The sequence below is a fragment of the Acidobacteriota bacterium genome (genome assembly GCA_038040445.1).
Lineage (GTDB): Bacteria > Acidobacteriota > Blastocatellia > UBA7656 > UBA7656 > Onstottus_A > Onstottus_A frigus.
Genome location: JBBPIG010000005.1, coordinates 207,527 through 233,846, shown reverse-complemented (window position 1 = coordinate 233,846; position 26,320 = coordinate 207,527). Strand labels below are relative to the sequence as shown.

13 protein-coding genes are annotated in these 26,320 nt (G+C 52.4%); 10 read left to right on the top strand and 3 right to left on the bottom strand.

The window, feature by feature from the left end:
* Window positions 1-408: 408 nt before the first annotated feature.
* Window positions 409-2,202 carry a hypothetical protein gene (locus AABO57_07795; GenBank protein MEK6285627.1) on the bottom strand — a complete coding sequence of 598 codons (1,794 nt, stop codon included), beginning with the start codon at window positions 2,200-2,202 and terminating at the stop codon, window positions 409-411.
* Window positions 2,199-5,663, bottom strand: a complete 3,465-nt coding sequence (locus AABO57_07790; protein ID MEK6285626.1) for an AAA domain-containing protein — start codon at window positions 5,661-5,663, stop codon at window positions 2,199-2,201. The genes AABO57_07795 and AABO57_07790 overlap by 4 nt, the downstream gene beginning before the upstream one ends.
* A 1,330-nt stretch (window positions 5,664-6,993) precedes the next feature.
* On the opposite strand from AABO57_07790, the gene AABO57_07785 reads away from it, so the two are divergent.
* From AABO57_07785 to AABO57_07750, 8 genes are all read left to right on the top strand, one after another.
* Window positions 6,994-7,458 (top strand): hypothetical protein, encoded by a 465-nt coding sequence (locus tag AABO57_07785; protein ID MEK6285625.1) that lies wholly within the window; start codon window positions 6,994-6,996, stop codon window positions 7,456-7,458.
* A 36-nt stretch (window positions 7,459-7,494) separates the two neighbouring features.
* Window positions 7,495-7,827, top strand: a complete 333-nt coding sequence (locus tag AABO57_07780; GenBank protein MEK6285624.1) for a hypothetical protein — start codon at window positions 7,495-7,497, stop codon at window positions 7,825-7,827.
* Window positions 7,828-7,885: 58 nt separating this feature from the next.
* The gene (locus AABO57_07775; GenBank protein ID MEK6285623.1) at window positions 7,886-10,741 is read left to right on the top strand and encodes a hypothetical protein; all 2,856 of its coding nucleotides are present in this window, start codon (window positions 7,886-7,888) and stop codon (window positions 10,739-10,741) included.
* 38 nt (window positions 10,742-10,779) lie between these two features.
* Entirely contained in the window at window positions 10,780-11,670 is an 891-nt protein-coding gene (locus AABO57_07770; protein ID MEK6285622.1) for a hypothetical protein, read from the top strand.
* Between the two features lie 69 nt (window positions 11,671-11,739).
* A complete protein-coding gene (locus AABO57_07765; protein MEK6285621.1) occupies window positions 11,740-13,794 on the top strand; it encodes a hypothetical protein in 2,055 nt (684 codons plus the stop codon).
* 36 nt (window positions 13,795-13,830) lie between these two features.
* On the top strand, window positions 13,831-14,361 hold the full coding sequence (locus AABO57_07760) for a PH domain-containing protein (GenBank protein ID MEK6285620.1): 531 nt from the start codon (window positions 13,831-13,833) through the stop codon (window positions 14,359-14,361).
* A gap of 367 nt (window positions 14,362-14,728) precedes the next feature.
* On the top strand, window positions 14,729-16,195 hold the full coding sequence (locus AABO57_07755) for an aminotransferase class III-fold pyridoxal phosphate-dependent enzyme (protein MEK6285619.1): 1,467 nt from the start codon (window positions 14,729-14,731) through the stop codon (window positions 16,193-16,195).
* Window positions 16,196-17,736: 1,541 nt separating this feature from the next.
* Entirely contained in the window at window positions 17,737-18,822 is a 1,086-nt protein-coding gene (locus AABO57_07750) for a hypothetical protein (protein ID MEK6285618.1), read from the top strand.
* Between the two features lie 20 nt (window positions 18,823-18,842).
* Here AABO57_07750 and AABO57_07745 read toward each other — a convergent pair whose 3' ends face one another.
* Window positions 18,843-22,046 carry a CHAT domain-containing tetratricopeptide repeat protein gene (locus tag AABO57_07745; protein ID MEK6285617.1) on the bottom strand — a complete coding sequence of 1,068 codons (3,204 nt, stop codon included), beginning with the start codon at window positions 22,044-22,046 and terminating at the stop codon, window positions 18,843-18,845.
* Between the two features lie 1,740 nt (window positions 22,047-23,786).
* On the opposite strand from AABO57_07745, the gene AABO57_07740 reads away from it, so the two are divergent.
* A complete protein-coding gene (locus tag AABO57_07740; GenBank protein MEK6285616.1) occupies window positions 23,787-24,365 on the top strand; it encodes a hypothetical protein in 579 nt (192 codons plus the stop codon).
* Window positions 24,366-25,056: 691 nt separating this feature from the next.
* Complete coding sequence (locus AABO57_07735; GenBank protein ID MEK6285615.1) at window positions 25,057-25,878, top strand: hypothetical protein; 822 nt, start codon at window positions 25,057-25,059, stop codon at window positions 25,876-25,878.
* The last annotated feature ends 442 nt before the right edge of the window (window positions 25,879-26,320 follow it).

Sequence of the window (26,320 nt, the reverse complement as noted above, 5' to 3'; positions counted from 1 at the left end):
GAGTTCGGGAAAAAGCTTACGTAAGAAGTCGTCAGCAACAGCAAGGTACTGTTTCCTGGTGACCATGACTATCTCTTCCTGATCGTCGCGACTGTCGTGGAGATTAAGGCCTAAGCGAAAGCTGTTCATCCGCCGTGTCTGAATACAATCGGCGTTCCAATCACAATCGAGTCAATGATTGTTCTTGGCCGCCGAGAGTATTTGCGCGTGACTGAGGAGATGATCAGAGTGGAGTTGGGATAGGAGTCTAATTGTTCCTCTTCCGATTCCAAGATGCCTTGGAAAGTACCACGTTGCGTGGAGCCGAGCATCTGATACCGGCTTTCGAATGACGAGGGGTACAAAAAGAGACTTCCCTCGGTCGAAAATCGTACCGCCTGGGTCTAAAACTGACTCAGGGAATGCTGATTATTTGTTGTTATTCGGTTTCTTTCCCGGCTTTTCCGGCTTCTCCCGCTGGCGAAGACGGTCGCGTTCCAGTTTCTTCTGTACAGACTGCTCAAGCAACTTAAGCGGGTCCGGAAGCGGCGGCGCACCCGGTGGTATATAGGTTCTAAGTACGCCGTGCTTCCCCCCGCGGCCGCGCTTTGACTTGGCAGGCTTGGAGACTCGGGGCGAACCCATCGGCGTGTTTACACGAGGAGTCTGAATGATTTGTTCCACTGGTGCAGCTGGCCTTGAAGCGACAGGCTGTTCTGAGAAGCGGGCGACCTCGTCATCGAAGACCTGATCGACGATTGCTGGCACCGCAACAAGAAAGCCCTGCTCATCACGGAAGGTTCTATCAGGATCTCCCTTGAAGGAAAGCCAGTTGAAACTTCCTATGACAACTACGCCTCGATCATAGAGTAAGACTTTGGCGTGAGTGTCACCGAGATACTTGAACTGGAAGTTCGGGAACTGATTTGCAGTTTGTTTTAGCTTTTCTAGAGCCTGGAGGTCCTCTGGCCATCCGAGCTTCTCCCGATCCTCAGTACCTGCAATTCCCCAACCAATGAATACACGTACGCCGCGCTGTAGCAACTGAACCAACCGACGGAGGAAACCAAGGTCAACGACACTAGCTCGAATCCAAGGCGCAATTATGATGAGCCGCTCATTGGCCTCTTCAAGCGCCGTCCTCAGAATCGGCGGGTGATGGAACACTTTGAGATGCTTAATCCACTTGGTGTATTCGCCTAGTAAAGCCTGGGCTGCAGCAAGCCGCTGCGTGGCAGTTTGCAACTCTTCTTCTGCCTCTTTCTTTCCATCTTCCGTTATAGCGGTTCTTGCTCGGTCCGTAGCCACCTCGATCTCTGCGGCTGACCTTGCTTCTTCGTCTTCGATCAGGACAACTTGGTGCTCGTCTGGTAGGTTCTCCTTTTTGAGCAGTGGCATTAGTTGCTTGAGCCTTGCCTCTACTGCCTCAGACGACTGGCCCGACAGAGACCTGCCGATGTGGCGTTCTATTTTAGCCACTCCGCCGCACTGTGCGAACGTAGAATCGTGCCTCGGAGACGGACGCCCTTCAACGAAGAAGGAGACACTAGGCTCGTCGCTATCTGTCGATCGAAAAACGATGGCAACGGCTAGACGGAAGAGAGATTCCCATTTTTCGATGCTCTTCAGCGCGAGTAGATCGCTCTTATAATCGCCAAGCTGTTCGCCGGACCGCAACGCCTGCTGGACTATGCGTTGAACGTCCTGTAGCGCAAGGTCTGCAACCTGAGGGCGTCGATTGGTTACTGGAGGAATCTCAAGTCTGCCACTGTTTCTGAGTGCAAGCGGTCTAAGGGTCTCTCTTCTCTCATAGAGTGCGGCCTCTTGAAGCAGCCTGTCGTAGTAGATATCGAATTCGCGCTCGATGGGCTCAATTTGTATTGCTTCTCGGAGTGTACGTTTGCCCTTCTCCGAGAGAGCCCAATTGTCACCACGAATTCCGGCACTAATAACTTGGTCGAGGTCCCCACTGAGCTTTAGGTTAACGAGCGCCCCACGGATTACAGGCTCTCTGAGACCGAGGAAAGTACCAATCTCAGCCTTCTTTGTCAGTCCAGCAGTGATTGTCCGCAACACGAACTCCTGGATCGGCGGAATCTTCTTGTGCGCGAGGGTGAACGCCTGGACCTGCAGCCGATAGATCGGAAGCCCTACCTCGAGATAACCCACAAATCTGTGGCCAGGGCGATTCGAGTATCTTTCCACGATTTCTTCTGGTGTCATTCCCGAACCTCTTCAATCCTACAGTCTCCAAGATGGCTCTCCATATACTTCACAACATCCTTAAGTGGATTCTCTCCAGATGAAGACCTACAGAACTTGTGGTCGCCCACGATCGCTAGGTAATCGCGCCCTCTAGAGAGAGCGACATTGATGCGCTTCATCTCGCGAAGAAACCCGATGTCTCCTAGGTCATTTGAGCGTGTGACCGAATAAATAACGACATCCTTCTCGCGTCCCTGAAAAGCATCGACCGTATTGCATTCAATGTTGAGCATATCCCAGCTTTGTGATCGACACTGGCGTTCGAGCTCTCGCTTCTGACCCGCATACGCGGTCAACACCCCGACACTGTAATGTCGTTTTGCTATCTTGGCAAAGAACTGAATTCGTTTCAGAGTTTGGAGAATGATTGATATTTCGCATGGATTCACATAACTCGTTTTTCCCGGCTGGTACTCTTGCCTGTTTTGCAATCGAGAAGTTGAGAACCATGTTATCCGCGCTTTGAGCGCTCCCCCAAGAAGATTGTCTTCAACCTTCCTAGCACTGTTGAGCGCGCCGTCATAAAAGCATTCGCTGATAAGATTCCCAATTGGGGGGACCATCCGATGCTGAGTAGTTAAGGCCGAACGACACTCAGGCGGTAGGCTCTCCACAAGATGGTCGAACAGTGTTCGCTTGAGGTCATCACGAGTTAGCTGAAAGCTTTCTAGCACGTTCTGATCCTGAAGAGCGTCTTCCTGAAAAGGAGAGAGCTGTCGCTGATCTCCTACGAGGATCCACTTGCGAGACCGCGAAAGGGGCACTAACGCCTCGGTCGGTGTCGCCTTTGACGCTTCATCGACTATGCAGAGGTCGTAATCGATCTCGGCAATTCCCTTAACCCCTACCGCTCCTATGCAGGTTCCGGCTACAACATGCGACGATGCAAATAGCGCTGTCTGAAAATCTTTTCCTCGGCCGAACCTTTGTTCCCATTCCAACTGGATGCTCAATAGTTGAAGATACATCCTGGTGCCAGGACTGTCTGGCAAGTAATCGCTAATCCAGCTTCCGAGCTCTGCCGGCGAAGAGTTTAATAGATCATCGGCAACGTCTGGTTCTAGCTTTCGTAATTGCTCTGCAAGCTGTCTTGCTTCCTTTCTCACGGCCTTCAGGTCCGTATCAACCGCATAAATGTCGTCCCTAAGGGATAAAGTAAACTCAACTTCACCTTCACCCAGTAACTTGTCGAAGGGCGTATCAGGGAGCCCCTCATCGAGCCGGCTTAACTCTTTGCGCAGATCCGCAAGCTTTGCCTCCTTGTTTTCGATGTCAGAATTCGTAATGCTGAGTTTTTTAAGCACCTTAGCAACTTCCACATTATGACGTGAAAGCTTGCTGTCCGTGGCCCAGTCACTGAGAAATTCACGCCCCTGAGTAATCGCTTCCTCGCACCAGGAGTCCATCTGGTTATCAACCAATAAATGGTGGACGGCTGGAGCGATGCGGGGGTCTCCATTTCGGCCAATACGTACAAGCTTGATATCCGAAAACTGCTTCGACTCTCCGATGTGGTCACTGATCTTCTCGAGCGCATTATCGAGTGCAACATGAGTCTGCGATGCGAGTAGTATCCGCGCATCTGGATTGCGGGATAAGTATTGTAATATGACTTCTGTTATGAAGGTGGTCTTGCCTGTGCCAGGAGGTCCTTCGACAACGAGGAAGTCACGAGTTCCAAGCGCCTTCTGGACCGCCGTACGCTTTGCAGAGTCTAGCGAAGCATTGAAGAATTCAAGGTCGTCGCTAATCTCAGGTACTGTCACTTGAGCCGGTTGTACTATTAAATAACGAAGATCGGACCGCACTGCCTCATCGGACCTCACGCTCTCAAGTGCCCTCTTCTGACGATCAATTGCTTGGTTGGCTGCGCTAGTATCGAATTCAAGCTTCCCAGATTTTGGCACTAGATCATGATTTCGTTGTTCAGCAAATAGGTGAAGCTTGTCGACTCGGATCTCCTCCACCTCTCCACGCAGATAGTTCCCGTCGGTTAATTTGACCCTCCGTGCTTGGCCCAAGAGATCTCGGTCAGGTAGATCCACTAAGTGGAAAATAACGCGCCTTCCTTCAAACGAGACATTTGTATATTGAAGGGAGGGCTCTCGGTTCCTCTCTATGAATGCTTTAGCATCTAGAGTCTTTTTCCAAATCTGAAGCAGTCGCTCCTCTGCATCCTCCACTCGTTTAGATTGGAGTTCAGCTTGGTGCTTCCCAACTTCAAGCTGGAGTTCACGAATTGTTCGCTGACCTTCGTCTAGCGTACGCGGGTTACCAAACTTAAATTGGTAGGGAAGTGGCCAAGCCGTTTCTCGCTTCTTCTCCAGATAGGAGGGATCGAATGGCCATGCATTTACGATCACAAGCCTGTCTTCTTGCGGTCCGTTTAACATAGCGCGATAAAGGTATGACGTTCCAAATAATGTATAGTCGCCGTCGTGCAGTGGGATCGTTGGAACTCCTTCGTCTTTCGGCGATCTGTAAGGCTCTATACCGCACTCGGCTCCGAGATCATCGAGAATCGCCTTCTGCAAGTCTGCCTCTAACCGCAACCTAAACCGTGTTCGAAGTGTGTTAAGGGCTGTTGCGGCGAGGCGAAGATGACAGTATGACTTTGGGATTCTTTCTAGGAAGCACCTGGCCCGAATATTGTCTAGTTCTTGCAGAAGGATGCCAGCGTGGACGGGCCGATCGGCAGGATTGACGGAAACGCACCGTTCTATGAGTTGAAAGACATCTGGAGGTACATTAAGGTTCCCCAGCGCCGCATAGACATCAGGGTAGTCTCGCAATTCCACAGTTGTGAGACAGTCCAATACGACAACGCCAAAGCCATATAGGTCACGAGTGTAGCTGTATTCACCATCATCAATCTCCCTGGGCGTAAATGGAGGAGAAATGAAGTCCACAAGCGTCACCGCCGACTGAATGGCGCTCTTCAGTTGCGCGATCCCAAAGTCTATGAGCTTCACACGGCCGTTCTGGTCGATAAGGATATTCTTCGTCTTGAGGTCGCGGTGAATAACATTGCGGTTGTGAGCAAATGCTAGCGCTCGCAGAACATCCTGACCTATTGTCTCATAAAAGGAATCCCACCCCGTGAGAGAAGAAGTGGTCAGCCAGTCAGAAAGGTCACCTTCAATCCACTCAAGCACAATGAAGTGTCGGCCTGTCTCCCTGTCAGTTCCCACATCAAGCAACTCTACAATCGATTCGTGCTTGAGTTCCTTGAGCGCAAGAGTCTCGCGCTTAAACGACTCAGCAACCATGTCCTCATCGACATTTGCCGCCGTGAATAGCTTAAGGGCCACTGTGCGCCCGGAATGATAGAGATCGGCCGCTCGGTACACCTCTGCCATGCCACCTTTCTTCACTAAGGGTGTGAGCGCATATTGATTGTTGATTATTCTAGTTTCCATTCTAGGGTCTGTTTAAGAAGATTCCCAAGAGCCGCTGTTAGTTTGCGCTTTTCAGCAGCAGCAAACAAATCGTTTGGGTGAGCCAGAAACGTAAATGGCCGTTACACTCCAACATAGTCAGAAGATGGTTTTGATTAAATGACTGTTCGTTGCTGCTTCCGTTTCAAGTCGCTTGCGAAACGCTACTCGGTGTAGATTTGTCAAAAGCCATTATGCGCTATCGCGACAATAGCGTTTGAAGAGGGGTACAAAAATAGAACCCTCAGGTCGAAAAATGAACCCAGTGGGTCGAAAAAAGTACCCCCTAGCAGCTGCGAGCGCTGCCTGTAGAGGATTGAACACAATGCTGCTCATGCTCGCGGTGACTTGTCTGGGAAGGTGACCTGAGTAAGTCTGGCTTACTGGCGAAAGTAAATAGAGCGGGTGGACTGAGTTCCCGAGGGAGCAGGGTGATACCGGAGCGGAGGACGATTGGCGGAGGAGATAGCTCGTGTGACGTCGGTCGTTCTAACCTGCAGACCCGGCTCCAGAGACAAGATGTTTGTCTGAGCTATCCGTTTGAAGACCGATACTCCTCGCGTAACGTAACTTCGAGTTTCCCGGTAGGGCGGCACTTTATAGCCTGAGTTAATGACTGCATTCTCACCAGCGTTATAGCCGGCCAGCACTAGGTCAATCCTTCCATCAAACATCATATTGAGGTCTCTGACATACCTCGCGGCAGCGTCGATCGATCGAAGAGGATCGTGCAAATCACTGCGGGTGAGTAAGCCATACCTACGTCCGGTCGCAGGAATGAACTGCATCAATCCGCAGGCTCCCTTATGCGAGACAAGCTGCGGGCGAAAGCGCGTCTCAAGGTAAGCGATAGTCCAGAGCAAGTGAGGATCGAGAGCGTTGCGCGCCGCTGCGGCTCTGATGGCGGGATGAAAAGCAACGGCTCGTTGGATAGTAAGAGAAATATCAGAGCTTCTGCCAGCGTGTGTTTGTGCAGCTACTGGAACGGGAATAGTGAGAATAGCGATGAGCAAGAGAGTTCTCATGAATGTTGTACAAGGCAACCCCGATGCCCGCACAGCTTCGAGCCAATCCTAGTAGGTTGTGATGGACTTCAAGGATTCGCCCTGGTGCCTCTGACTAGTTGTCACTCGTCCTACTGCTTCTTTGGCACGCTCTTTGAACTGAGCTGTCGCGCCGAACAGCTTGGCCGCGCGGCTCAGCCGGCATTCGAACTCTCCAAAGGAAGGACTATCGTTGGGGACCGACGGGTCCCCAACATTTTCGTCAGTGACTCTGAATAATCAGTGACTCTGAATAAGTGGAGGTATGTATGTGGGACTGGAAGCGGATGAGAAGTAACTTGAGAACTCGGTCTGCGCGACCGGCGCTTGACGAAGAGATTCGCGAACAATCTCGGATCGCGCGAGCCGGTGAGAAGCTGATTCGCGCAGCAGTGTTCATAAGGATGGTCGAGCCATTGCTCGCGCTCATTTTTATGGTTCTTGTAATCACGTGCCCGGTGCTGGCGCAATCGCCCGGAGGCAATATCTTCGGCGGTTCAGACCAGACTGTGGGCAACGGCGTGCGCGAAGCCATTCGTTGGGCGAGGAATATTCTGTTCCTGCTTGGCATAGGAGCAGTCGCCTGGGGAACCGTAAATATCTTTCTCGAGAAGCCGTACGCACGCCAGTTCATTGGAGGGGGAGCGTCGATGGCGTTTGGCGGAATCGCGTCGCTGGCCTATAGCTTCGCAAAAGGCCAGGCCGTTGATGTAGACACTGATGTCGGTCAGTGATTCTTCTTGCACGAGGAGAAAGGAGTTTGACCATTTATGTTGCGGCCACGTGCGGTTCGTTCACAGATATACCTGCCGGTAACGGTATTCGGTGTTGTGTCGAGCGATTGGAAGATTGTGCTGGCGGCAGGACTCTTGAGCTACACAATTCCATACTTGCTCGATCTCAAGCTGTGGAAGATCCCGCTCGAGTTGATAACGACAGTGCTGGCGATGGTAGTGACTATCGCTGCGCTGAATTTGATTCGAGTGGGAAAGAAACCGCACTGGCTGCAACACCACCTGCGAGCGCTGGTGGAACACGCTGACCATCGTAGGCGACTACCGAGTGATCTAATTCGCGGCGGTCGGTTGTGGATCAAGAACTGATAGGGAGCATGGGGCGCGCAACTGTACCCCTTTTGTGCTGACGTTTCAGGAGGCGCGAATGGAGCCGGGACTGATTATTGCGGGGGCGGCTGGAGTTGCCGGGCTAGGAATCGGCCTCGGAACTGCCGTGCGACTAATTCCGGTCTATGTGAGTGCTCGTGGCGAGTTGAAAGAATTCAACGGTAGTTCTCGGGCCGCCGTGTATGACGAGATAGAGATGTTGGAGAGAGAGCGGCGTTATCTTGGTTCACCGCCCGGTCGTAAGCGGGATTCGTCGATTGTAGGGATATATGAAGCGGCGCTGCGACACGCGGACGGGTCATACACGATGGGCTATCGACTGGAGCTGGCGCCTACGGTGTTTGGAGATGATCACGTAATCGAAGCGCGCGCGGACACGATCGCCCGGCTGTTGGCAGTGAGGAAGCCGCCCGGCACGGTGCTTCAGTTTCGGCTCTCTGTTGGAGCTGATCCGGGTCGGGCGGTATTTCGGCACGTAGCGACGAGAGACGAAGGAAGGACGCACGCGGACGCGGCGCTGTTTCATAGCTTGGGTGTGCAGTACTACCAGGAAGCGGCGCTGAGAGGCGCATTCAAGCAATCGGTGCTGACGCTGTGGGTGCGAGTGCCGGTCAAACACAGCAGCGACGCGCACGGCAGAGGACTGAATAACTTCGTGCCGGCTGTGAGCCGTGAGATCAAGAGACACGGATGGATGAAGTTTGCCGCCGCCATTTCAGCGGGCTGGGAGAGCAGTTCGGATGAGGGGATCATTCGCCGAATCGAAAGCGATGAGAGAGAAGCGCGGATCGAGGCGGAGCGAGTCTTTCGTCTCATTGAGCGCGAGAGCCCTCTAGAGATGAAGCGACTAAGTCGGGATGAGCTATGGGAAGCGGTGTACTTGGGTCATCGCCAGAATGCCGAAGGAGCGCCGCTGCTGCCTGATGAGCCGGGAGTCGATCTGAGGGATTACCTGTGTGGCGAGACTATCTCGAACCAAGGTCCTTTCATGTTGCACGGTTCGCATCCCGCCGCAGTCGTAAGCATGTTCGTGCCGCCACAGCCGGTGATTCGGGCGAATGTGCTCCGGTCCCTGATGCTCGACGCCGATTTGAACTTTCGCCATACGGTTGTCGCCGAGTTTGTTTATCCCGACCAACGAAAGGCAGTGAAGCTCCTGGATAAACGAATTCGCCAAGTACGCAGAACGCGGCTCCGAGCAGATGGACGACTGCGCGAGACTCCCGAAGCGCGAGCCGCAATGGGTGACCTTGAGAGCGTGCGAAGTGAGCTGACGGGTGAACGAGAAGCGGTCGTTAAGACGCGGATGTACGCAGTTGTGTATGGCCCGCCCGCATGTACCGAAGCAGAGCTATCGGAGTCGGTGTCGTTGCTCGACGGCTACTGTGAAGAGTTGGTGACTGCGATGCGGAGAATGCCGGGAGCAGACGCTTCCAGGGAAGAACCGGCAGCATTGCGGGCGATCTATCACAGATCGCTTGTAGGCGAATGCGACGCCCGGCCAACCGGCAGGGAGATAACGGAGACGGCGCATTCGCTCGCGGCGCTTGTGCCCAGCGAATCAACCTGGCAAGGCGCATTACGTCCACACACATTGTTCTCGACGCCGAGTGGCCGACTGATCGGATTCGATCTTTACGATCGCGCTCAAATCCCCTCGCCACTGGTGCTGATCGTTGCGGCTCCCGGAGGCGGGAAGTCGGTGCTGATGGCCCGAACGATAACGGATGTGCTCGGTAGCAGGCGAGAGGCGCGGGTGCGAGCGGTGGATTTTGGCGAGTCGCTTGGGCCGTTGGTGGATGTGCTGAAAGGAAGGCATCTAAGGTTTACCCTGAGTGAGACCCGAACGATCAATGTATGGGATTACGACGGACTTGCGGCTGGCGAGCCGCCTGATGAAGTGCAAGTAGGTTTCGTGGTCGGAGACTTAATGCAACTGGCGCAAGCGCGTGAGACGGACTCGCTTGCCGAGGACATCCTCAACACGCTTGTGAGCGAGGTGTACAAGAACGAAGCGCCACGGAACGCGCCTGGCTTGCCCAAACACGAACCAACGCACGTACATCTTCTCGAGCTTCTGAAGAGCTATCCATTCAAGCACAAGGCAGCACAGGAGCGTGCGGAGTCGCTCAGTCTGGCTTTGGAACGTTTCCGTGATCATCCGTGGCTCGACGCCCCGACACACCCAGACTTCGCAGTAGATTCGCCGTTCGACGTGTATGAACTGGATAGCCTTGAGATGTTCCCACCGAGAGTGCAGGAGTCGCTGGCATATCGGGTCGCTGCGAAGGTGACGCGCTCGATCGGGCGACTGAATGAAGACGGCACGCGAGCGCCCACGTTGCTGGCCTTTGATGAGGTTCACAAGATCGTGGACCGTTACCCCGCGATCCTGAAGGTCATCAAAAGGGGCGCGCGAATGGGACGAAAAGAGAATGTTGTCACCATGCTTGCTAGCCAGGGCTATCAGGATTTTCAACATGTCCACGATCTCACAAAGACGGCAGGCGTGAAGCTCATTGGGAAGCAGATCGGCGACTACGACAAGCTTGTTCAAGATGCAGGGCTGTCGCCGGGTGCTGTAGGCGCCCTAAGCGCAATCCGAAACGTGCCTGGATCGCATGCTCAGTTCCTACTGGTGCTCGGTGCAGGCGACGACAAGATAGTAGAGATGGTCCAGGTGGATCTATCGCCAATGGAGTTGTGGACGTTCACCAGCAATCCAGACGAGCGAAACGCGCGAGCGCGAGTTGCCATGTTAAAGCCGGAATGGACACTGGCGGAGTGCATCGCGTGGCTGGCTACGCAGTATCCGCGTGGGCTGACCGCTGACAGGCTTGTGGCGATAGATGAATCGCTTCTCTTACAAGATGAAGCGGAGCACATCAATTGATCGACCGAGTTGGCGAGAGATATCAGGAGGTTTAGGCGATGAACACGATGAGAATGATCACTAGAAGAGTTCGGCTCATGGTTGTGATCGCGGCAATGATGATCCCGATGATACCGGTGCCTGCGCGAGCGCAGATTTTGGGCGGCATCGTGTACGACCCTACTAACTATGCGCTGCAGGTTGAGAAGAGGGTGGAGGAGGCAGCGCGCTGGGTTCAGACGATCGATCACTACGCGAGGATGTACGAGAACGCGGTGCGGCAGTTAACGACGCTGACAGGCGTTCTTAAGACTGCGGAGCAGCATCTTGGATTTCATAAAGAGACGCTGACCACGATAAGCAGCATCGGCAAGACGATACGAACGTCATTCCGAGTAAAGCGGCTGGTTGAAGGTTTAGTGGTTGGTCAGGTAAGGGCGCTGAAAGAGATCGATGATCGGTTGAGGAACGGGATATTCGATCCAGAGGCAGATCGGCGCGATCTCGAAGACTACTTGAGAAACGGAATTGGGCGTACGAGTCAGGATGCGCTGGCGAACATGGAACGCTTGGAGAAGATGGACAACACGATTGCCAGGGCGAACTACGACATCAAGCGCCTGAGTAACAACCGCGCCGAAGCGGAAGAGCACATAAAGGCGATGCAAGACGCAGTCGAGCAGTTGAAGAACTGTGAAGAATGCACCGAGAAAGATCGAGAGATTCAGGCGCTGGCGGTACAAATCTTTCAGGCAAGTCAACAACAGGAGCAGACGAACGCACAGATCGAGCAGCTCAGACAGCAGATAACCGAACGGACCGAACGCATCGCGGAGCGAGAAGAAGCTCGGCTGCGGTTTGGCTCACAAGTAACTACCTTGAAGGACGGCTGGAAGAAGCTTGTCGACGCGAAGCAGCGGGTGTGGGACAAGATTCATGATGGCGAGTGAGCAGGAGACTTGTAAACAACGCGAGCACGGCCGCGCGGGCGGCCGTTAGCAATTGAGCGGGCAAAGATAATGAGCGTAATCGAGAGTCAAAACGAGCGGGGTCACATTCTGGCGAAGGTGCTGCTGGCGGCGGCGATCATGGGGTTGGGCGCAACTACCGCGCGAGCACAGGCGCCGCCGCCAGCAGCCGGAGGCGACTTCGCAAGCGAGATGGCTCGATTGGTTGAGCGCGCCGCGGAACTGGTGCCGTTGATCCGCGATCAAGTCGAGAGCCCGTTGATGGGAGAGTTTGAAAACCTGTCAATGTGGATAGCTGCGATAGTGATGATGCTGAGCTTCGCGCGAGTGCTTCGCGAGAATGACGGCGGATCGAAGGAACTGTACTACTGGGTGGGTCGCTTGGTGTTTTGCATGATTCTGTTCGGTACCGGTCCGACGATACTGAACTCGATGGAGAAGATGGGACGGGCGGTTGTGTGGGACACGCCAATCAAGTCGGCCTACGACACTCAGGGACAGAGGTTCGAGGAGAACTATAAGAAGTTCCTGGAAGCCGGATTCACAGTCCAGGGCGAGAAGGGACCGATCGGCGTGCTGACTGACAATGAATCGCCAGTCAAGTCCATCGACAAGGCGTTGAATCCTTCCTCGTGGAACATGCCGCAAGTCTTCACCGTCGTGACGGTGGCGCGCGGGCTGATGGAATTCGCAGACCTGTTTCTGCTGTTGCTCGGTCAGTTCATAATGATAGCCCTGCGATTGACTTCGCCATTCATCATCGCGATAGCTATAGATCAAAAGATGGCGCACCAAGTGGCGTATCCTTATATAAAGGGCGCAACGGCGTTCACGCTGATAGCGCCGGCGGTGGGAGCGATCGTAGGAATCTTCGCGTACGCTGCTGCAAACGTTCCATTAAGCGCGATCGATTTCAATATTCCGATCTTTAAGCTGAATCCGGAGACTCTCATGATAGAGGGAGACCCATCCCGGGCGGTGTATCCAGCATTGATAGGTGCCGCGATAATGCTGGTCAGCGCGCTTGCGCTGTTTGCATCTCCCTACATTAGTTACCGCGTCGCGTCGGGGCAGGTCTTTGAAGGCATGTCGGGCGTGATGAGCGGATGGATGGCGGCGCTGACGGGGATGGCGGTCGAGGTCGCAGGAGTGAGGCAGGCAGCAGGTCTGGAGAGACAGGCGCAAACGATCCAAGCTCACGGAGCATACGGCGGCGAAGTGACACGAGCCGGCGCTTCGTTTGAAGCTGGAAACCTCGGAGTGCAAGCGAGGAAGCTCTCGGCGCTGGCGGCGGCACGAGGTGCATTGACCTCTACCCTCGGACAGATATACGGATCGAAGACGCAGGCGACTCAACAAGCGCAAGCCGGCCAGCTGTTTGGCGTGAGCTCCGCCGGAGCTACGGCGGCCTTATCGAAGAGCGACATTGGCGTACGAACGGACCAAAGCATTGGCGATCTCAATGCACGGCGACAAGGAGAGTTTGATCTGTTCGAAGCGAATCGTTCCGCAGATACGAAGCGGTGGGTCGGCGACAAGGTGATCATGGGATCGAACTGGGGCGCCGAGGCGATACGAGGTGCTACCAAGGGAAAGAGCGAGAAGACGGAAACGGTGGGAAAGCTAGGCGCCGCGGGGCTCGAAGTTGTCGGGGGCGGTGCTGGTTTATACTTGCAATACAAGTCCATCCAAGAGAGAGCTGCCGGTCAGAAGGGCGCAGTAAACACTTCCACTGACAAAATGGTAGAGAACCAGGAACGAGCGGCCGCAGGCTTCAGCGGAAACCAAGATGCATATGTGAGGCAGATGACCGAAGTCCACCAGAAATACGCTCAGGATCAGATAACAGCCGTTAGGGCCGGGGCAGACCAGGCGGCAGGCGGCGCGTCACGCGGGACCTCGATCGCGATGGGTGGAATTGGTCGCGGGGCGACAATAGAAATGCGAGCGAACAAGGCGATGCTCGAAGGCTCAATTGCTGCGGCCGGTCAGATTCGCGACGCTTCTTTACAAGCAGCAAAGCTGCACATGGCAGCTACGATCGTGCACCAACTGAGCCGCGATGCGGCGCGTCGGATTGAGCAGGGTCTCACTATGCGGTATTGAGTTGCGCGATCATGGGATGGGAGTTATATTCGCGATATGGCATCCACAAGCGTCAATATTGGAGAGTTCGGAAGCGATCCGGTTGGCAGTGAGAAGGCTCTTCTGACTGCTCGGCCGGACATTCGTTTTTTGAAATTGAGCTTTTTCGCTCCGGCGGTTGTGCTCGTTGCCGGCATCATCGCCTATCTATTACCGCTAGCCATTGATCGTGATTTCCAGTTGGCCGGTTCCGCCTTCATGATCGGTATCGGCTTGGTTGGAATGGCTTGCCTACTTGCGCTCTACGAGGGCCTGTCGAAAGCTGTGTACAGGTTGACGGACGAGCATATCGAAGAGGAATACGGGATCATTCATAAGAGAGTTCGTCAAATCCCACTGAGCTACATACGTGATGTGACCTACGATCAAAACTTTCTTCAGGCGTTGTTTGGAGTCTCAAGTATTACGGTGTCTCCAACGAACGGCGACAAGATAGTGCTTTCCAACATAGCGGGCGGGCAGCGGACGCGCGAGATTATCTGGAAGCTTGTGCTATCGAGAACGCCCGGCGATCGTTCGTCCGGTTAGTCGTATTTGGCCGGTCATCCGCGTCGGAGCAAGATCTCCACAAGTAAGAGGCTCGAACTTTATGGACCGGCTGCCTCTCTACTGCAGCACTCCAACATTCTCCACTGTTGGCATCCGCTAGTTACAGTATCGCCTACAAACGGAGATGAGCTGTGTTGCCTAACATCTGGTGCGAGATGAATCATCTGAAGCTAGTGTGATAGAGATCACCTGTTGCGTGTTGCCGGTTGCTTAAGCCCGTCCAGACTTGTCGCAACCCTCAAACAAAGTCTTGGTTTCGGCCTCTGGTTCCTTTGGGTAATTCTCGTTGATGCGTGGCGCTACTTAAGAATTCGGACATGTCTACCTGGGACCACGAGAATCGGCCGTGGGTCATTTCAACTTTGATTTAACCAGGAAGAGGCTGCAAGTGGTGAGAGAACTCCAGAAAGCCCGCCAGTCGTACGCAATGGCTGTGAAAGCGGAATTTGAGGCCCGATACCGAAGGAGCCAGAGCCTTTACATTGCAGGTCGCTCGATTTTCCCGAATGGGGTATCACAGCTCGGGCGAATGCTGAAGCCTTTCCCCCCATTCTTTCGAAGTGCAAGCGGCTGCACCATGCAAAGTGTGGACGACACGGATCTTATCGATTATTGGGCGGGACATTTCTGCATGATTTTCGGCCACAATCCGCCTCACGTCATCGACGCACTTCATCAGGCAGCGCGATCGCCGATGTTGTTGCAGATCGGAGTTTTCACTTCTCTAGAAGCTGAAGTCGCACGGAAGATTCTGGACTGTACTGGTGGCGATCAGGTCCTGTTCTCAACCAGCGGTGCGCTCTCTACCATGTACGCTATCATGCTCGCGTGTGCAGCGACCAAAAGACAAATGGTTGTTAAGATTGCGGGCGGGTGGCACGGCGTGCAGCCTTGGTCGGTCAGTGGAGTACGCAACATCGGGGACGAGGATGGAAGAGCTAGGTCAGAATGCGGTGGGATACCAACGGGTTTCACCCAAGATGTCATCATTATTCCCTTCAATGACGTAGAGGCGGCGGAGCGCGCATTTTCGACTTATGGCCCGAGAATCGCCGCCTGCATTGCCGAATTAGTTCTTGGCAACTCAGGTATGGTTGTTGCCGACCCCCGCTTTGTCCGTCGTTTGCGAGAACTGTGCACAGAACACGGATCAGCATTAATCCTCGATGAAATCGTCACGGGTTTTCGAGTTAATCCAGGGGGTATGCAGCAACTTTACCAGGTTCAGGCCGACATCTCGACCTATGGTAAAGCACTCGCAGGGGGGATGCCGTTTGCGTGTATAGTTGGAAGTCAACGATTCATGTCTGCCGCTAATGAGAGTCTTCCCTTACGTGTCTGGGCGGATGCCGGAACCTTCACTTCACATCCAGGCACTCTGCTTGCCGTGAACGCAACGCTCGATGAAATCAAAAGGAGGGGTGGAGAGGCTTATGAGCAAGTCATCCGAAATGCGTCGGATCTCCGAGATGGAGTCGAGCTAGCGTTCAACAGAAACAGCGTTTGCGTAGAGATCACTGGACGGAGCCCTTCACCCGAAATTCCTAGTTTCCCCATCTCTACTGTCCGCTTCATAACGGATCCCGGCCGCTACCGAGATAGCAACTCGCCACTGGTGCACTGGGACTCGAGATCAAATGACGTTGAGTTTCGAAACACAACTGCCCGCTTGGCACTCATCCTCAAGGGTATTTTTTCATGGCAGGGGTTAGGAGTAGTCACGGCTGCACATACGCCGGACAAACTGTCTTCTACACTCCGCGCTTACGAGGAATTCGCGTCCGAAATCAAAGACCTCTTTCCAACCCTGTAGTAGAAAGGCACCATTTCAGTAATGTACCCTCAGAGAGGGTAGTCCGGTGTCTCCCTGCCATCACAAAGCCTGCGGTCACTAGCTAACTATGACCAGCGTCGCCCACGTCGTAGTTTCGACGTGCGCCTAAGTCGATTTCACGAGCAGTGTTCCGGAGCCTGTGGGAAAGTCGATTCCAGTCTTGAACCCCATGATCCCTAGCCTGGCCGGTTCAGTCCTCAGGCATATGTGTCATCTGTGTCATCAGACCGTAGGGGAGGACATACTTAGACCTCGGCGGACATTTTCGACTGGGAGGGTTAATTCTGACCCCCTCTCTAGAGTGCCAGTGTCTCGAATTGCAGCGATAGCATCCGCGCTAGATCATCATCTGCCGGCGAAAAACGGCAGTGGCGAAGCCAACCCTGAATCTCTTCTCACCTGATTCCATAAAGAGCAGTCCATCAAAGCTAATCAGACGATACCGGGTAGTCGAAGCAAAGAAGACAGGGGTGTCAGCGATCCTGCGAACGGCTCGAACCAGTAAAAACAAGACCCTAAACAATGACGGCCTTTAGACCAGAGAGTCAATTCTCCTTGCCTCCCATCACATGTAACAAACCGAGACTACCCGCGGTCTAATCTGAACGGAGGAGGCAATGACATCACAATATGCTTCTATAATGCACCGGCTTCTCAACAACCAGGCGATGTCTCGAACGGCTTGCTCGAAGGGCAGTTCACCCTCGCACTTCTCCTACTTAAGTGAGGAATGCTCGTAGGAATCCTTTTTATAACAATCTATAGTTAGGTTGACATCGGATATGATAGTTACTCCTGGATGAATAACGGTCCCCATATGGATCATGACGACCACTTGAATCAGCTGAGCGACAGAGAATTGCATCAACTCACGACATTAGGGGATTCTCGTGCCTTCGAAGTACTCATGCAAAGACATAGTACGAATTTGCGCGGTTCCATTTCCGGTACGTTGCGCTCCCTCCGATGCATTCAGCCAGATGATCATACCCACGACGTCATGCAGGAGACATGGATAAAGGCATTTAAGCACCTCGGCACTTTTAGAGGTGAGGCGGCACTCTCGACGTGGATGTACCGAATTGCCGCAAATGCAGCTTATGATCATATGAGGAAGTGTTCAGCATCACAACTTAACCTTACGCTTGAAGGTTGGAGTGAGCAGCCTCACCACAATCGAATGCGGACTATTGTAGACCTTTATAACGATAGAATTAGTCTGGAGCGATCTATAGAGATGCTCGAACCAGAGGACCAGACGTTGGTTTCTTTTATGCTCCAAGGTTACACAGGTCAGGAAATTGCTCAGAGGCTCGGCAAAAGTCCCAATGCGGTCAGAGTTAGCATTTTTCGTGTGAAGAATAGGCTGCGGAAGTTGCTCGAAGGAGGTGAGTCGCGTGAAGTGTAAAGACCGAGATCGTTGGGAAAGACCAGATGAGGGGGCGTCTGAGGACGAAATCCTCCGCTATCTAGATCACCTAGAAACGTGTTCTTTTCATAGGCGGCTTTACGATGAAGAGATGCAATCACTAGACCGCACCCTTGAAAGCGCAAAGCGTTTCACCGACAGAGGGGCTCTTTCTGACTCGGCGCAAGAAAATACAGAGATTGAAAAACAGCTTGAAACATACCTCGCCTGCGGCGAAGCTCGGATTCCCATCAAGCAAATTGAGGTTCGCATAGACGATGAGCGAGAGGAAGTACTGATTCTCAAGAATCGACGGCAGGGCAAAGTGAAGTTGCAAAGTCCCCGCACAATAGAGTTTTGGAAACCGCTAGATCTCGATTTCCCTGAAGTGTTGTTAGCTACCCTCGCTTTACCGCCTCAACCTTCTAAAACCCTCACTGCTTCTATATCGCTTTGGGACGGACAGCTGCTTGCTGCCGGCGTTCAGAGGACCTGGACCGGAAAGTCTGTTCTCTATGTTTGCTGCGACCAGCCAGAAGTGGCGAAGACCCGATTCATGCGCCTTCACAGATGGCAACAAATCACGGCGATCGCAGCACCTGCCTTAGCTGTTCTCGCCGTCTGCATCGCGATCGGATTTATCCTCCTTGTCACGAGAACGCAGCACGTCCCAAATGATGATGTAGCCATCAAAGGAGGTGAGAAACCACAAATATCAAGTAGCAACGAAAACCGGACCGCAGCAGATTCGCAGGCCAATTCAAACATAGGAAAACGAACGGGAATGCAAACGCAGAACTCTTCGACGCAGGTGGCTGTCGCCCCGTCGGACAAGGTTCCAAAGTTGCGCGCCGGGACAGTTGCGAAAGGGGTTGAAACCTTACGTTCTGTGCGCAATATGTCAATCGATATCGGGACGGACGAATTCGAGGCCTGGCTCCGAGATAGATTGAAACTGAAGATTGAGGAATTGACCCATATACATATTATTGAGGATGCGGGAACGGCCGAAGCGCGTATGAGGATCAAAATCGGTCCCAATTATGTTTTCAAAGTGATCAGCCAAGGGCTCAAGCTCTTCGAGTGGCCTACGGCCATATCCAATCGGACAGAAAAAGAGGCTCACGCTATTGCGGATCATGTAGCAGCCGCGATGAAAACACGGATCGAGCAGGAAGAGAAGGTTATTCGCAGATAAGACGTCGGCTGGTCGCGCGGCTACGGTCTCGTCGCTTCTCGCCTGGACTTGACCTTGGCTCTGACTGCGGCGCTCTCGCGGTCAGGCTTTCGCCACTCTCCTTCGAGTATGAATGCCGCCCAAAAGTACGGAGCGTTGTATTCACCGTTTTCCCACATACCCTTTTGTGCTGCGCGAAGAGCCGCTGCCGCAGGTTGTCCGTGTTTGAGCATCGAAGTGTAAAACCGAACCATCAGATTCTTTGTCGCGTCGTCATCAACCTGCCACAAGCTGATGGCGAGCCGTGGAGTGCCTGCATACATGAATCCGCGCGCCAAGCCGACAATTCCTTCGCCTTGAACTTCTTTACCAATGCCAGATTCGCATGCGCTGAGCGTCACCAAATCAGCTCGCAATCTCAGTCTATATACGTCCGACAAGCGCAGGAATCTTTGTCTTGGCTGTCCGCGAACATTGAAAGCCGAAAGCACTAGGCTACCTTGTTCAGCATTACTTGGGATGAAACCATGGGTAGCAAAGTGAATTAGACGGAAGTTGCCGATCTTACGTAGTGTATCGATGCTGGCTTTTAGGCCGTAGGCTTTCATCGCTTGACCTGGACGTACTAATCTCGAAATGGCATCGCCCTCTTCTCTAAAACCCCCGAGTCTCTCGAATTCGGATTCGGTCGGCTCGCAACCAACCCCTCTAGATACCTGCGCGGACCTCATACTTGCGGCATATTGATTATTACTAGTTGCCTTATTCTTTGCCCAAGCTAGGTCCCGAACTCTCTGGTCATCAGCGTTAAGGACAGGGTCAGCCATCACTGCCAAAGACTTGGCCGCCGCCGTTCGCAAGCGTTTCGTTTCGCGCAGCTTCAGCAACACGGTCGCAGAAGGAAGAGAGACGATTTCGTGAGCGACAAAAAGTGGCAGAAAGCTTCTGGCTTTCCCAGATTCGGTTCTAACTCTGCCCTCGCTAGGTTCTGGACCGGATGGATCGGGTAGCGCTCCAAACGGCAGCAGATGCAGAGGGCCATCGGCCACAATTGCCAGCCGCTTGTTCTCGATTAAGGCAGCCACAGGACCAAGTAATTGCCGACTCAGCGCGTACGCAGCCTTTTCATATGCTAGGTCCGCGTCCCTTATCCTTTTGCTTCTCTCGTCTTCATCTTCATTATGTCCTATACAATTCCGCTCTGTGAGCAAACGGCGTAGCCCATCTACTTGTTCTTTCAGAGTGTCGCGACTTGGTAGCCGGCGGATAATTAGCGCCCCTCGTGTTACTGCGAAAACAAAACTCCTGTCAGGTCCAACGGAGAATTCAACAAGCGCAGTTTGATCATCGAGGATGTCTCGACGCATCTGAGCCACTGTGATTGGTACCGGATCAATTAGATTGTAGAATTCGGGGCTGGCTTTTCTTACCTCTGCCAGTATTCTGTCGTATGCTTCGACGCTCTTTCGGTACTCGGCCTCAACACTTTGATCAGCCAGAGAATTCGTTGAATTAACACTCCTCGCACGTTTGAGCATTGCATTATTCAGGTTTTCTTGTACGTCGCGTAGCCTCTCAGCGAGTTGGCGCGAGATCCTTCGATCAATCGTGATCTTTGCTTCAATGAGGAAATCCAAAAGAACTCTACTCCGGGCTCTCTCTGATGCTTCAAGGGCAGCTACGTCAAAGCCTTTACCCGCCTCACGCTCATTGAGCGCTACCAGCAGTTCTACGTAAAGCTGATATATCCGGCTATAAGCGGATGAGTAGGATTGTCGAAGAGTTGGAGAATCAATTCTTACCCGAAACCGCTCATATAGTTCGATAGCGCTTTCCGCGTTGCTCTTAGCCTCATTTAGCCGTCCGCCAGATCGCTGCGCTGATGCGAGATTGTATAATATCTTCATCAAAACTTCGGAATCTTTGATCTCTGTGGCAAATGAAAGGGCGGTCTTATAATTTGCAACGGCCGTATCGTATTCGCCCCGAGCATTGTAAACGCCTCCAATCGTATTGTACCGAATCGCTTGAGCTCTCTTATCGAAGAGACGTTGATCATAAATTGGTCGCAGTTTTTCAATGAGTGCTAGCGCCTCGTCGGTTCTTTTCAGTTTCCCGAGGGACACCGTCATGCTATTGAGGATGCCGGCTTTTGTCCCCAAGTCCCGATCAGGAACAATACTCAGCGCCCTGTTATAGTAATCTAACGCCTCCTCAAGATGCCCCTGCGCATCATTAACCATTCCCATTCGCAGTAGTGATCTAACCAGATTGTCTTTCTGAGGGTCGAGGTGCTTTTCAACATAACCGAATTGCTCACGTGCTTTTTCGTACTCACCGATTGCATAGAATAGATCCCCAAGATTTGTTCGGGCAATTGCTTCTTGCTCTGCATTCTTCAAGGCCTGCCAGTGGCTTATAGCCTGCATCAGATTCTCTTCCGCCCAAGTACCCTGGCCCATGGCTGTGTAAACGTAACCCAGGTTATTTAGAACCTGTGCATATTCGACTTGCCATTCGGAACCTCGCAGTCGTCGTTCGGCTCGAATAAGATACTGCAACGCAATGTCGAATTCGTAGATCCTTCCGTAAACATATCCCAAGCCCTTCAAAGCCAATGCTGCTCGAGGATCATCGACCCCTTCGAAACTAGCCAGCGCTTTAGAATAGTTCTTAATAGATTGCCGATAAGCTTCTAAATCATTGCCTTCGCCAAGAACGTTACCGGCAAAAAGTGCCCATTCTGCCTTCACGCGCTCGCGGTCCTTTACGCTCGCGGTCCTTGTGGCCGATACACGCAATTCGTAGCTCGCGGGCCGCTGATCGCCGGAAGCTTCAATGCGAAATCGATAACAACCTGTCTTCTCCGCTACGAGCGACACTGTGTCGATCCCATCGTTACCTGTAGTATCATCAATATCCACAATGTGTTCGAGGTCCGGATCGCAAATTGTTGTTATTACGTCGATCCCCTTCTGAAAAACTAGTATTTGCACATACTGCCCGACCTGCAGCTGCATCTTGTACCAATGGCTTTCGCCAGGTGCGATTGTTTGTGTGGCCGTGGAAGGTGCTGCAAGCGCAAGAGCCTCTTGACACGCGGGAGAGGATTTGCAGGTGTTCGGATTTCGTTCCTGCATTGCTGGGATACTTGCAATAACTGATAAGTACGGAAAGCACATCAGTGCCCAAGCGACTACGCAAATTTGGCTGATTGCTCGATAGATGTCAAAAACCTGGGGCATTGGAGTCTCCTTTCAAAGGATGCGTACGATCCACCACAGTCCCATCCTCAGTGTATTACCACATGCATATCATAAGCTTCCATCGCTAGTCCCATCTATCGTGAGTCGGACGCGATCATTAAGCAGGATTCACCGTGGCGGGGTGCATCCGTTCGCACTGGAAGCGCAAGAGACCCAATCCACTTCGAAGTCTGCTCTGACAGAACATCTAATGATCTGTTCCCTCAGATCATTGTCCCAAAGCCCCTCTCAAAAAGATTGCACTTCACGGTAACAATTCCTGTTTCGTGTAAGTCCAATTAAACAAGAATGAATTGCTCACTTAAATGCTGCGGGTGTGGTTGAGGTCTGCTACTCCCGCAACGTCCCTGCTAACACCTAGCCCACATTGCAAAAGCGGTGTGGCAGATGGAGGAGTTCTGAATATGTTGAAACGTCACTACAGATACAGTTTGGTCCTGACATGGATACTGTTGATTGCGTGCCTCCACGCGAGGAGTTATGTAGTATTCGCACAGCAGGTAACCACGTCGCGCACGTCGACGGGCTACTTTTATCCGTTAGGAACGAATGTCTTCAACACCGGTTGCCCATCGAATGGCGGCACGTGGCTCGGTAGAAGCTACCCAAACGGTTGCTATACTTCAGGCTACTACCATATCGGATATGACATGTTTAACAGCTCCACAGCACAGAATTCGCCCGTGTTTGCTATGGCCACTGGGACTGTCATTTATGTTGATTCCGGAACTAGCTGGAATGCGCCTTCAGGCCCCGTGACAACCAATACCGCCGTGTTCGTTTCTCACTCCACGAGCAGTGGACGGCCCTACGTGGCTGTCTATGGCCACCTGCTCAAATCAAGCGTTGCTCTTAAAGTCAACGACGTCGTTAACGGTGGTACGTTGATCGGATTGCTCGGTTATTGGTCACCACCACACGTCCATATCGGAGTTTGGCCCGATCGTAGCACCCGACCGCCCGCTCCGTGGGGACGCGAACCGAATTCCCAATGGGGAGTAGGGAACTACACTAACAGCACGACAAATCCTTTGGCTTGGATTACTGGCAGCAGTACTCAACCCAAATGCCAAAACGGAGGCAGCGTCGAGTATCGCCCCGGAGGGACTACGCCGATTCACCCTCAAGGCACTTTGTTTGTTGTTAAAGATGGGCCTCAGCCTGGAACAGTGTATGTGCTGTATCAAGGTCAAGCTAGACCGATCGCTAGCGCATCTGTCCTATACCAGTTATATGGCGTAGGAAGAGGTTTTGATTTCAGAGACGTGATCCAAATCTCAGTCACTGAATTCTACAGATACCCGGTAGGTGCGGTTGTAAGCTCTCCCTTACCGAGCAATGGTAGAAACCAACCAGATGGCCGACTGATTCAGCAATGGGGAGGTACCGAAATCTCTATCGTTACCGACAGAGGCTATAGGCGCCCGTTCTCAGCCAGCGCATTCTTGAATCTTGGCTACCAGTTTTGCAATGTGGCGGGTGTTTCTGACTACTATAGCTACACTGTCGGATCGCCAATCACGCGTTAGAGCATGAACTCTGATACCCAAGGCTGTTGTAAACTCCCCTTCGCAACAGCCTTGGAGCCTTTCAGGAGAGAAGGTTGCAACTGAACCACAAAACTCGTCTGCGTCAGAACTCTGACCTGAACCTAAGTATTTGCCTTGGACTCTGCTTTATACTTGAACCTAAACAAGATGATTGGAGGTGACTTGAAGTATGCCGATAAAGAAAACGCGATTAGCTTATTTTGTGCTGGTGACCATACTCTTGGTGTTTTCCGTATCAGCAGAAGCCCAAAAGGCAAGTTCAAACGATCCAGCCACTCCCAACGAGAGACAGCTTCTTCAAGAACTGATAAACGAAGTACGGGACTTACGTATTTCGCTTCAACGAGCAAATCTCAACGCGTATCGCGCTCAGATAACTATCGAGCGTCTCAATGTGCAGCAAAGACGCTTTGATGGTGTTTCGCGACAACTCGAAGAAAACCAAAATGAGTTGAACAGTAATAAGCAATCTCGCGTGCAATTGAGCGCACGCGTAAAAGACATTGAAACCGAGTTTAACGACGAACAGAATACTGATCAACGAATTCAACAAGAGAATGAGATCAAGGAGCTAAAGAAGGCTCTAGAGCAGCAAACAGAAAGAGAAGCCTTTCTGAACGATCAACAAGCCAAATTAGCGAATCAGTTACAAACGGAGCAGGCAAAGCTTGATGATATATGCAAAGAGCTAATGACAATAGAAGCTGAGTTTCAGAAAATGAGTAACGATACCAGTAAACGGAAATAAGAATGTTCTCTAGAAGTCAACAAGATGAGCTTGAGCGTGTGGGTTATCTTAGGCTTCCGAGCTATTTCGCCAAAGAACATTGTCAGCGCATGGTTGGTCGGCTTCAGTTCCTTCGCGCAGAACGTCCGAACACTAAGTTCTTACTCCCTGATCCTTTATTCTTCGAACTACTAATGTCGGACGCCGTGCTAAGTATTCCCGCATCCCTCTTCGAATCAACCTACCTGTTTCACCACGCGAACGGTAGGATCCTTGAAGCAGGAGGTCCTGGCAAGCCGTGGCATCATGACTATGATGACTTCTCACCCTGGAGACCTGGCAAGCCAAGAATGATCCATATAATGGTTTTCCCAGCGGGTCTCGACGATGCAGTCTCACCATTAGTTATCCGCCCCGGGAGCCACTTGAAGACGGTGCTACGCCACATACCCAACAAACAAGGGTTCAAAATAACTCAAGAAGACGTTCAGGTCAGAGGCGATCCAGGACTGGTAGTTGTATTAAACTCAGCCCTATGGCATATGCGCCCGCCGAATCCAGGTCCTAAAGAACGCTATGACCTGAACTTTAGCTTCTGTGAGCGGCGAGGGCATTGGCCAGAAAGATCGGAATACACCTCAACACTAAGCAGACTTAGAGCGAATGCTGGGGAGAAGTCCTCACTCTTCTCAACTTAGGAGTAGCTCCTCACGTGGCAACACTAAATGTCCTGATGTATACGAAGGGAATGGCTTCTGGGCACCTTTCGAGGGTCAACGCGATCTACAAGGGATTTCTACGTGAAGGTATAAAATGTTGTTTCAGTTTGATTGCTCCTCGATCCAAATATCTGGAGTACCTACACAGTGATATTGAACTTCGGGCTGTTGATGATCCTCCTCGTAACACCGACATTTTTATCTGCGACTGGAAGGCCGACGAGTTCGTGTATTCATTAAACTGTAGGTATAGTCGCGCGTGGATAGGTCTCCGTCGTTTAGGTAAGATCAAGTCTACCTTCCCAGACTATTTCCACGTGATTGCCATCGAGCCAGGCGTAAAGGGCGATACATGCATTTGGCCTATTATCTCCACATGGCGCGACGAAATGGCTTCGCGGGAAGAATTCCTCCAAATAGTTGGCGCTGAGCCTGGCGACCGGATTGCTCTTCTCTGCGAAAACGGTGCCTATTCGGTCCATCCAGAGAGAATTCTGCTTCGGAATAGTTTAGACAGCGGGATGCGGGCAATTCGATGCAGTAACAGTCCTTATGCGCAACCCTATCGTGACCTCGACTACTTCCCAATTGCTAGGCTGTTCTATGCAGCCGACCACGTTATGATTGGTGCGGGATATAACAGCGTCCATGAAGGACTCTGTTTCGTTCACACTGACCGCCTTACCGTACTGTACGTCGGCGGCGATGATCAGCGGCAGCGACTGAGAAATTTAGGAAGCTGGCGAGTAAAATGTCCAGGTGATTCGCAGGCCCATCTTTTGGTGAGATACATTGTCGAGAAGATATTGGAGTAATAGATTGTGCGACCTGACCTTGAAGACTCGATGCGGTATATAAGATCTCCGCTAGACCGTTATAGGAGCTTCAGATATGTTCCTTGGGGTGAGATTTTCCCCGACTTTAGTGGCGCAGTCTCTGAAGACGAGTCGCTCAGCCTCGCAAACATAATTATAAGAATAGGTGCCTCAGATATCCTCGACCTAGGCGTCGGCCGAGGTGAACAACTGCTCGCAGTTATGAGAGCCCTTGAGACACAGGGACACACCGACAAGCGATTTGTCGGGCTGGACATAGACGTCGAAGCACTAGAGTCAGCCGCCAAGATCCTTGCCGGGGCGGGTTCGCCAATTTCCATAGAGCGGATGTCCTGGCATGGTCTCCGTTCGGAGAACCATGCATTTCGTGGCAAGTTCGATTTCGCTTTTCTGACTGGAAACTGTCTTACCCATAGTTGGT

Coding starts and splice junctions, on each gene's coding strand:
- AABO57_07740 (MEK6285616.1), top strand. CDS start 23,787: ATGCCGATAAAGAAAACGCGATTAGCTTATTTTGTGCTGGTGACCATA.
- AABO57_07775 (MEK6285623.1), top strand. CDS start 7,886: ATGGAGCCGGGACTGATTATTGCGGGGGCGGCTGGAGTTGCCGGGCTA.
- AABO57_07780 (MEK6285624.1), top strand. CDS start 7,495: ATGTTGCGGCCACGTGCGGTTCGTTCACAGATATACCTGCCGGTAACG.
- AABO57_07750 (MEK6285618.1), top strand. CDS start 17,737: ATGCAATCACTAGACCGCACCCTTGAAAGCGCAAAGCGTTTCACCGAC.
- AABO57_07795 (MEK6285627.1), bottom strand. CDS start 2,202: ATGACACCAGAAGAAATCGTGGAAAGATACTCGAATCGCCCTGGCCAC.
- AABO57_07745 (MEK6285617.1), bottom strand. CDS start 22,046: ATGCCCCAGGTTTTTGACATCTATCGAGCAATCAGCCAAATTTGCGTA.
- AABO57_07770 (MEK6285622.1), top strand. CDS start 10,780: ATGAACACGATGAGAATGATCACTAGAAGAGTTCGGCTCATGGTTGTG.
- AABO57_07785 (MEK6285625.1), top strand. CDS start 6,994: ATGTGGGACTGGAAGCGGATGAGAAGTAACTTGAGAACTCGGTCTGCG.
- AABO57_07760 (MEK6285620.1), top strand. CDS start 13,831: ATGGCATCCACAAGCGTCAATATTGGAGAGTTCGGAAGCGATCCGGTT.
- AABO57_07790 (MEK6285626.1), bottom strand. CDS start 5,663: ATGGAAACTAGAATAATCAACAATCAATATGCGCTCACACCCTTAGTG.
- AABO57_07765 (MEK6285621.1), top strand. CDS start 11,740: ATGAGCGTAATCGAGAGTCAAAACGAGCGGGGTCACATTCTGGCGAAG.